The sequence below is a fragment of the Pseudochrobactrum sp. AO18b genome, assembly GCF_000409565.1.
Classification (GTDB): domain Bacteria; phylum Pseudomonadota; class Alphaproteobacteria; order Rhizobiales; family Rhizobiaceae; genus Pseudochrobactrum; species Pseudochrobactrum saccharolyticum.
The window spans coordinates 1-8,938 of sequence record NZ_ANNO01000106.1; the positions used below are offsets into that span (position 1 = coordinate 1).

At 52.8% G+C, this 8,938-nt stretch carries 5 protein-coding genes; 3 read left to right on the forward strand and 2 right to left on the reverse strand.

All coding sequences use genetic code 11. The features are described from left to right. The first annotated feature begins 117 nt into the window (after nt 1-117). Together A918_RS0104570 and pyc are read left to right on the forward strand one after the other, a co-directional pair. Nucleotides 118-1,236, forward strand: a complete 1,119-nt coding sequence (locus A918_RS0104570; protein ID WP_028233389.1) for a branched-chain amino acid ABC transporter substrate-binding protein — start codon at nt 118-120, stop codon at nt 1,234-1,236. Nucleotides 1,237-1,577: 341 nt separating this feature from the next. Then, entirely contained in the window at nt 1,578-5,036 is a 3,459-nt protein-coding gene (gene pyc, locus A918_RS0104575; protein WP_022709912.1) for a pyruvate carboxylase, read from the forward strand. Between the two features lie 34 nt (nt 5,037-5,070). Here pyc and A918_RS0104580 read toward each other — a convergent pair whose 3' ends face one another. Further along, entirely contained in the window at nt 5,071-5,670 is a 600-nt protein-coding gene (locus A918_RS0104580) for a response regulator transcription factor (protein ID WP_022709913.1), read from the reverse strand. After that, nucleotides 5,667-7,667, reverse strand: a complete 2,001-nt coding sequence (locus A918_RS19445) for a PAS domain-containing sensor histidine kinase (RefSeq protein WP_022709914.1) — start codon at nt 7,665-7,667, stop codon at nt 5,667-5,669. Before A918_RS19445 ends, A918_RS0104580 begins: the two co-directional genes overlap by 4 nt. Before the next feature lie 223 nt (nt 7,668-7,890). Here A918_RS19445 and A918_RS0104590 point away from each other — a divergent pair, with 223 nt between their 5' ends. Continuing rightward, nucleotides 7,891-8,889 carry a TRAP transporter substrate-binding protein gene (locus tag A918_RS0104590; protein WP_028233390.1) on the forward strand — a complete coding sequence of 333 codons (999 nt, stop codon included), beginning with the start codon at nt 7,891-7,893 and terminating at the stop codon, nt 8,887-8,889. Nucleotides 8,890-8,938: the final 49 nt, after the last annotated feature.

Below are 8,938 nucleotides of genomic sequence, written 5' to 3' on the forward strand. Positions count from 1 at the left end.
GAACTGTTGAAAGAAATTCTGCCGGATGTCTCATTCCGACAGAAAAATGCCGGTGTTCCGGCGACCTCAAAATCTGCTTTTTGTCAGTTTTTGAGCATATTCACGGGAGTAGGAAATATGAAGAAGTCTCTGTTCTGCGGTGTTGCACTGTCTGCAATGCTGGCCTTTAGCGGTTCATCATGGGCCGATATTCTGGTCGGTGTTGGTGCACCTCTGACGGGCGGTGGTGCCGCATATGGCGCACAGATTAAAAACGGTGTGGAAGCAGCTGTTGAAGTTGTGAATGCAGAAGGCGGTCTGAACGGCGAAAAGATCGTTCTTGTTTATGGCGATGATGTTTCTGATCCCAAGCAGGGCATGTCCGTTGCCAATAAATTTGCTGCTGATGGTGTGCAATTTGTCATCGGTCACTTTAATTCGGGCGTAAGCATTCCGGCTTCGGAAGTTTATGCCGAAAACGGTATTCTTGCGATTGCACCGGGCACAACCAATCCGGTTTATACCGATCGTGGTCTCTGGAATACATTCCGTACCTGCCGCCGCGATGACAATCAGGGTATCGCTGCCGCCAAATATATCGTCGATAATTTCAAAGACGGTAAAATCGCAATTGTTCATGACAAAACCCCTTATGGTCAGGGACTTGCAGACGCCACCAAGAACGCGATGAATGAACTGGGTCTGAAAGAGACAGTTTATGAAGGCGTGAATGTCGGTGAAAAAGACTATTCCGCGCTGATCGCCAAGCTGAAGCGTGACGGTGTTACGGTTATCTACTGGGGTGGTCTGCATCCGGAAGCCGGTCTGATTATCCGTCAGATGGGCGATCAGGATCTGAAGGCGCAGTTCATTTCCGGTGACGGTATTGTGTCCAACGAACTGGCTTCGATTGCCGGTGATGCGGTTGCCGGTGTGCTGAATACTTTCGGCCCTGATCCGCGTGAAGATCCGGCCAATGCTGAACTGATCAAGAAATTCCGTGATGCCGGATTTGAGCCGGAAGCCTATACTTTCTATTCCTATGCGGCAGTGCAGTCTCTGGCTGCGGCGGCAAAGGCTGCCGGTACCAATGATCCTATGACTGTTGCGACAGCCATGAAGGAAAAAGGTCCGTTCAAGACGGTTCTCGGCGAAATTTCCTATGATGAAAAGGGCGATCCGAATCTTTCGCCTTATGTCATGTTTGAATGGCGCAAAGGCGACGACGGAAAATATAATTATTTCCAGAAAAAATAATTCCTGAAATCAGGGAATTATTTCAGAATTAGAATAGTATTCTCTTTCTTGAAAAGAGGTCTAATACTTTGGAATAATTGGTTCAGTAATGCCCGGCACTTGTGTCGGGCATTGTTATTTTAAGACGTATTTTCGCTGTTCTTTCACAAAAAAAACGATCAGTATGCAGGCGGAATTTTGCCGGTCACGGGAACGACCGGCATGTGTCAATATAGAGCATAATTCCTTAAACTTGGATCAGTTTAAGGTAAAATTATGCTCTAATTTTAAAGTGTTAGAGCGATCTTTGTGTGCCAAGTCTGGCACACGGCGCTCTAGTTTTGCAGTGAGGGAGACCTGCTTTGCCTATCCATAAAATTCTTGTCGCAAACCGCTCTGAAATTGCTATCCGCGTATTCCGCGCTGCAAATGAGCTGGGCATGAAAACCGTGGCGATCTGGGCAGAGGAAGATAAACTTGCATTGCATCGCTTCAAAGCCGATGAAAGTTATCAGGTCGGGCGCGGCCCGCATCTGCAGCGTGATCTGGGGCCGATTGAAAGCTATCTCTCAATTGATGAAGTAATCCGCGTTGCCAAGCTCTCCGGTGCCGATGCCATTCATCCGGGCTATGGTCTGCTGTCAGAGAGCCCTGAATTTGCCGATGCCTGCGCTGAGAACGGCATTATTTTCATTGGTCCGAAAGGCGATACGATGCGCCGCCTCGGCAATAAAGTTGCGGCACGCAATCTGGCCGTTGAGGTCGGTGTGCCGGTGGTGCCTGCCAGCGATCCTCTGCCGGAGGATATGGATGAGGTGCGCAAGATTGCTGATAGCATCGGTTATCCGCTGATGCTCAAAGCCTCATGGGGCGGCGGCGGTCGTGGTATGCGTGCCATTCGCGAGGCCAAAGATCTGGCGCGTGAGGTCATGGAAGCCAAACGCGAGGCCAAAGCCGCTTTCGGCAAGGATGAGGTCTATCTCGAAAAACTCATTGAACATGCGCGCCATGTGGAAGTGCAGATTCTCGGCGATACCCATGGCAATGCCGTGCATCTGTTTGAACGTGATTGTTCCGTGCAGCGGCGTAATCAGAAGGTGGTGGAACGTGCACCGGCGCCTTACCTCAATGATGCGCAGCGTCAGGAACTGGCCGATTATGCGCTGAAGATCGCCCGCGCCACCCATTATATCGGGGCGGGGACGGTCGAGTTCCTGATGGATGTGACATCAGGGAAATTTTATTTCATCGAGGTCAATCCGCGCATTCAGGTGGAGCATACGGTGACGGAAGAAGTCACTGGCATTGATATTGTCAAAGCGCAAATCCGTATTCTGGAAGGCGCAGCTATCGGCTCGCCGGAATCCGGTGTGCCGGAGCAGAGCAAGATTGTTCTGCGCGGTCATGCATTGCAATGCCGCATCACGACGGAAGATCCGGAGCAGAATTTCATTCCGGATTATGGGCGGATTACGGCTTATCGCGGGGCAACCGGTTTCGGTATTCGTCTGGATGGCGGTACCGCCTATTCCGGTGCATTCATCACCCGCTATTATGACCCGCTCTTGGAGAAAGTGACCGCATGGGCATCGACACCGGAAGAGGTGATCCTGCGTATGCATCGTGCTTTGCGGGAGTTTCGTATCCGCGGTGTGTCGACCAATCTGACCTTTCTGGAAGCGATTATTACGCATCCGAAATTTCGCAGTAACGAATATACTACGCGATTTATTGATACGACGCCGGAATTGTTCGAGCATGTGAAACGACAGGATCGCGCGACCAAACTTCTGACCTATATTGCTGATGTTACGGTCAATGGTCATCCGGAAACCAAAGGCCGTGCCTTGCCGGATATGAATGCGGCCGCACCAAAAGTGCCTTATGTGCCTGATGGGGATATTCAGCACGGCACCCGTCAAAAACTGGCAGAGTTGGGGCCGCAGAAATTTGCACAATGGATGCGTGAGCAAAAGCGGGTGCTGGTAACCGATACGACCATGCGGGACGGGCATCAGTCTTTGCTCGCCACGCGTATGCGTACCTATGATATTGCGCAGATTGCGGAAACCTATGCGCGCCTGCTGCCGAACCTGTTTTCTCTGGAATGCTGGGGCGGTGCGACTTTTGATGTTTCCATGCGCTTTTTGACAGAAGATCCGTGGGAGCGTCTGAGCAAGGTGCGTGATGGCGCACCGAACCTGCTGCTGCAAATGCTGCTGCGCGGTGCCAATGGCGTGGGTTATAAGAGCTATCCCGATAATGTGGTGACGCAATTTGTGCGTGAAGCAGCACGTGGCGGCATTGATCTGTTCCGCGTCTTTGACAGTCTCAACTGGGTTGAGAATATGCGCGTGTCGATGGATGCCGTGCTGGAAGAGGGCAAGCTTTGCGAGACAGCGATCTGCTATACCAGCGATTTGATGAATGCAGCGCGCCCGCAATATGACCTGAATTATTATCTGAAACTGGCGCGTGAGGTTGAAAAGGCCGGAGCGCATATCATCGCCATTAAAGACATGGCGGGGTTGCTGAAGCCGCAATCGGCACGCAAACTCTTCACGGCCTTGCGGCAGGAGACTGATCTGCCGATCCATTTCCATACGCATGATACGTCCGGTATTGCGGCGGCAACGGTACTGGCGGCAGTGGAGAGCGGTGTGGATGTTGTTGACGCGGCGATGGATGCCTTGTCTGGCAATACCTCACAGCCTTGCCTCGGCTCGATTGTTGAAGCACTGGCGGGCAGTGAGCGCGATCCGCAGCTTGATCCGGCTTCGATCCGCCGGATTTCTTTCTATTGGGAGGCGGCACGCAATCAATATGCAGCGTTTGAGAGTGACCTGAAAGGCCCTGCCTCGGAAGTTTACCTGCATGAAATGCCGGGCGGACAATTCACCAATCTGAAGGAGCAGGCACGCTCATTGGGGCTGGAGAGCCGCTGGCATGAGGTGGCGCAGGCCTATGCCGATGTAAACCTGATGTTCGGCGATATTGTTAAAGTCACGCCGTCTTCCAAAGTGGTCGGCGATATGGCGCTGATGATGGTCAGTCAGGATCTGACAACGGATGATGTGACCAATCCGGCCAAGGATATTGCGTTCCCAGATTCCGTAGTGTCGATGATGCGTGGTGATCTCGGGCAGCCGCCCGCAGGCTGGCCGAAGGATTTGCAGGCCAAAGTGCTGAAGGGTGAGAAGCCGTTTACAGAGCGGCCGGGTGCGTTGCTGCAACCGGCTGATCTGGAGGTGGAGCGCAAAGAGATTGAAACCAAGCTGGAGCGCAAAATCAGTGATCAGGAATTTGCGTCCTATCTGATGTATCCGAAAGTCTTCACCGATTTTGCCGGTGCGCAGACCCTTTACGGGCCGACAAGCGTGTTGCCGACGCCGGTCTATTTCTACGGGCTGGCGCAGGAACAGGAGGTTTTTGTCGAGATCGAGCGCGGCAAGACACTGGTTATTCGCAATCAGGCTTTGGGCGATGTTGATGATCAGGGCATGGTCACAGTGTTCTTTGAACTGAATGGCCAACCGCGTCGTATCAAAGTGCCGGATCGTACACGCGGTGCTGCCAAAGGTGCCCGTCGCAAAGCCGAGCTGAACAATGAGACCCATATCGGCGCGCCGATGCCCGGTATTGTTTCAACCGTGGCGGTGGTGAGCGGACAAAGTGTGAAAGCCGGAGATGTCTTGCTGTCGATTGAGGCGATGAAGATGGAGACCGCCCTTCATGCCGAGCGGGACGGTGTGCTGGCAGAAGTGCTGGTACGCGCCGGAGAGCAGATTGATGCCAAGGATCTGCTGATTATTTATGCATAAAATTCAGACCGGCAGAGTTTACATGCTCTGCCGGTTAATCCTGTTCGCTGAAACTGATCAGGCGCGCCAGTTCCACGGCATTACGCGCACCCATTTTCTCCATAATATGGGCGCGATGCACTTCAACAGTGCGGATGGTGATCTCCAGCCTGTCGGCAATCTGCTTATTGAGCAGACCCTCCAATATCATCGACAGGACTTCATTCTCGCGCGGCGAAAGCTGGGTGCGTTTGCGCCGCAATTCATCGCGCTGGCGGTCTGAGGCGGCACGCTCTTTTGCTTTGTGCAGGGCAGCAAGAACCCTGTCGACCAGATTATTATCATTGAAGGGCTTTTCGAGAAAATCCGCCGCACCCTGTTTCAAACATTCCACGGCCAGCGGAATATCACCATGTCCGGTCAGAAAAATTACCGGCTGACGGGCATGAAGCTTGATGAGCTTGTCGAAAACCTCAAGACCGGACATGCCGTCCATCCGCATATCCAGCAGAATACAGCCCTGAAGATCCGGCGACCAGTTTTGCAGAAAAGCCTCGCCGGACGGCCATGTGACAACGCCCACACCACGGGAGCGAAACAGCCATGACAGGCTATCGCGAATGGCTTCATCATCATCAACAATATGGACGGTCATTGCGTGATTTCCTGCGTGCTTAGCGGTAAAGAAAGACAGAAGCTGGCACCTTGCCTGTCAGGTGTTGCCTGCAACCATAAGCGGCCTTTGTGCGATTCCAGAATGGAACGGCAGATCGGCAGCCCCATGCCCATGCCTTCCGATTTTGATGAGATAAAGGGCGTGAAAATCTCATTCTCCATACCTTCCGGAATACCGTGCCCGTGATCGGTGATGGTGATAACGGCTTCATGCTCATCACTCTCAAGGCTGATATGTAATTTCTGCCGGTTACGCGGCAGGCCTGCGGCTGCCTCGCGGGCATTGCGGATCAGGTTCAGCAAAACCTGCTGGATCAGCACCGCATCAGCGCGCACGGCTACCGGCGCATCGGGCAGGCGCATATCGATATGCCCACCACCCTTGATAATATCGCTACTGACAAAACTGGCAGCATCCTGCAAAATTTTGCGCAGGTCATGCTGCTCCGGCGTTACGGAGCGCTTGCGCACAAAATCATGCACACGGTGGACAATTGTACCGGCGCGCTGTGCCTGATCGGAGAGTTTTTGCAAGGCTCCGGTCAGATCAACCGGCTGTACCGTGCCTGATTGCAGCAGATTGAGACTGCCGGTCGCATAACTGGTAATGGCGGCCAAAGGCTGGTTCAACTCATGTGCCAGTGTGGAGGCCATTTCTCCCATCGTAATCAGGCGGGCATTATGCTGAAGTTTTTCAGCTTCCGTCTGGCGGGCTTCTTCCAGTTTCTTTTTCTCGGTCACATCAACAAGCGAACCCATCCAGCCGATATGGGTGCCATCCGCATCAATCAGCGGGGCTTCATAGACCTGAATATCAATCAGCTTGCCATCAGGCCGGATGAAACGTGTTTCAAATTCACGCGGGGCAATACCGGTACTGCGCATATCATTCTGGCGCTGAATACCTTCCGACATGATTTCCGGTGCCCAATAGGGATGCGGCGGCATCATGCCGATCAGCTGTTTCTCCTCATAGCCGACCATGCGGCAGAATTCCGGATTCACATAGATAATGCGTCCGTCGCGGTCACGGGCACGCATGCCGATGGTCAGGGAGTTTTCCATCGCCTGCCGGAATGCATATTCGGTGCGCAAAGCGTGCTCAGCTGCGGCTCTGCGCCGGTTCTGGCGATAGGCCATCCAGAGATTGATAATCACCAGAATGGTCAGGCCGATAATGGCGGCGGAAATGACAATCGGGCCGATGGCGGCACGGCTCTGATAGGGCGTGACAGTGATATAGGTGCCGGTCAGCGGTGGATCAAAAGAAATCGTGTGACGCGCCTGATCGTTGGTCGGCATGATGCTGGATTTTGAGATCAGGGGATCGCCGCCGGAATCTGTGAGCGAGACCTGATATTTTCCTGCAACCCACCAGGGCACATTGCGCGAGAGCAGCCTGTCCAGTGAGATGATGACCCAGATTGTGCCTGCGGAACGGTTATTATTGTAAACTGGTGCCACCATATCGACCACCCAGCCTTCGCTCGTATGGCGGGGTGAGGAATAAACTGGCTTGCCGAACAGGCGGCTATGCTCGGCCAGTGCCGGCTTATAGTCGGCGATAACATTGAGACCGGGTGGTGCGCTTTCCAGCAATTGGCCGTCCGGCGTGAACCAGCTGATATCGATGAATTCCGAATGGATGGAAACCAGATGCTGAGCCTTGGTTCTGATCGTGTCTTTCTGCTGCGGATCGCGTTCGATATCTGCCCCGAGATCGCGTAATTCTGTCTCAAAGGTTTGCAGCTGAAAACGCAGATATTGCTCAACCCAAAGCGCGTCAGTTGTGAGTTTTTTCTCCGTTTCTGACTGGTTATCACGCGAGGTCATCCAAATCAGCGCAACGATCAGGGTCACAATCAGTAGGATAGCGAGCAGGGGAATAGCCAGCGTATAATCACGCACAGATGCGCGGAAGCCGGAGAGACTCTGGCTGTTGTCTTGCGGATTTGCTGCTGTATGACGAAATTTCATGCGCTCGTCTGAATATCCTCACTATGCTTTATAAGCATAACCTCTTGTCTGCACGAAGTTATGCCTGTGGTAAACCACAATAGAAATACTGTGGTATTCCACAATAGAATTGAGGCTCTACTCCTTTTAAGGATTTTATCTGATTTTTACTCCGTTTGGAGCCCGTGCCGGTTTATCCGCCGGAATGTTTTACTGACAGATGCAGGCTTGGGAGGGCCTCTCAATGAAATTTCTTACAACTGCCGGTCTTGCTGCAATTCTCGCTTTTGGTGTGAGCACAACTGCGCTTGCGCAGGCAATTACCATTAAATTCAGCCATGTTGTGGCACCTGATACACCAAAGGGCAAAGCCGCCGAAAAGTTCAAGGAACTCGCTGAATCCTACACTGAAGGCAAAGTGAAGGTCGAGGTCTATCCGAACTCGCAGCTTTACAAGGATAAAGAAGAGCTGGAAGCCCTGCAGCTTGGCGCTGTGCAGATGCTGGCACCGTCTCTGGCAAAATTCGGCCCGCTCGGCGTACGTGAATTTGAAGTTTTCGATCTGCCGTTCATTATGAAAGACTATAATGATCTGCGCAAAATCACCGATGGTCCGGTTGGCCGTGCGCTGCTCGACAAGCTGGATGCCAAGGGCATCAAAGGTCTGGCCTATTGGGATAACGGCTTCAAAGTGATGTCGGCAAACAGCCAGCTGCATGTGCCGGATGATTTCCTTGGTCTGAAAATGCGTATTCAGTCTTCCAAAATTCTGGAAGCACAGATGAAGGCGCTGGGTGCCGTGCCGCAGGTTCTGGCTTTCTCCGAAGTCTATCAGGCTTTGCAGACCGGCGTTGTGGACGGTACGGAAAACCCGCCGTCCAATATGTATACCCAGAAAATGCATGAAGTGCAGAAACATGCCACGGTCTCAAACCACGGCTATCTGGGCTATGCGGTGATCGTCAATAAGGCGTTCTGGGAAGGCCTGCCGGAAGATGTGCGCACCCAGCTTGATAAAGCCATGGCTGAATCAACTGCCTTTGCCAACGAAATCGCCCAGAAAGAAAATGACGATTCTCTGGCGGCAATGAAGGCGGCCGGTACGACCACATTCTACGAACTGACACCGGAAGAGCGTGAAGAATGGGTTGCAGCGCTCAAGCCTGTGCATACTGAAATGGCTGACCGCGTAGGCGCAGACCTGATTAAGCAGGTTTATGAAGCCGTCGGTATGAAAGAGTAATCCTCTCAAGCCCCGCTGCCGGAGTTTCTCCGATCGCAGCGGGTCTGCC